The sequence below is a fragment of the Curtobacterium sp. ODYSSEY 48 V2 genome, from assembly GCF_023712625.1.
GTDB lineage: Bacteria > Actinomycetota > Actinomycetes > Actinomycetales > Microbacteriaceae > Curtobacterium.
Genome location: NZ_JAMAXX010000023.1, coordinates 1 through 491, shown reverse-complemented (window position 1 = coordinate 491; position 491 = coordinate 1). Strand labels below are relative to the sequence as shown.

At 73.1% G+C, this 491-nt stretch carries 1 protein-coding gene; it reads left to right on the top strand.

The genetic code is table 11. The features are described 5' to 3' along the window. Positions 1–491: NAD(P)-dependent oxidoreductase (locus M3666_RS16305; RefSeq protein WP_251155802.1), on the top strand; the 491-nt coding region annotated here is incomplete at both ends.

Here is a 491-nt window from a genome sequence, read left to right as displayed (position 1 = left end):
ACGTGACGCACGCGGTGCTGCGCTACCTGCGCCGTTTCGACGAATACGACCTGCAGCAGCGCGAGCGCCGCTGGCAGCCGCTCGAGCCGCATGCGCGCGCGAACTTCACCGTCGCGGTCCTCGGGCTCGGCGTGCTCGGCGCCGAAGTCGCCCGCGCGCTCGCCGCCCTCGGCGTGCCGGTGCGCGGCTACAGCCGCAGCGCGAAGCAGCTCGACGGCGTCACGACCTTCGCCGGCGACGGCGCGTTCGACGCGTGCATCGACGGCGCGAAGGTGCTCGTCAATCTGCTGCCGAGCACGCGCGACACCGACGGCATCCTGTCGTCGCGTGCATTCGCGCGGCTCGCGCCCGGCGCGTACGTCGTCAACGTCGCGCGCGGCGCGCATCTCGTCGAAGCCGACCTGCTCGACGCGCTCGCGAGCGGCCAGGTCGCCGCGGCCACGCTCGACGTGTTCCAGCACGAACCGCTGCCGGACGACCATCCGTTCTGG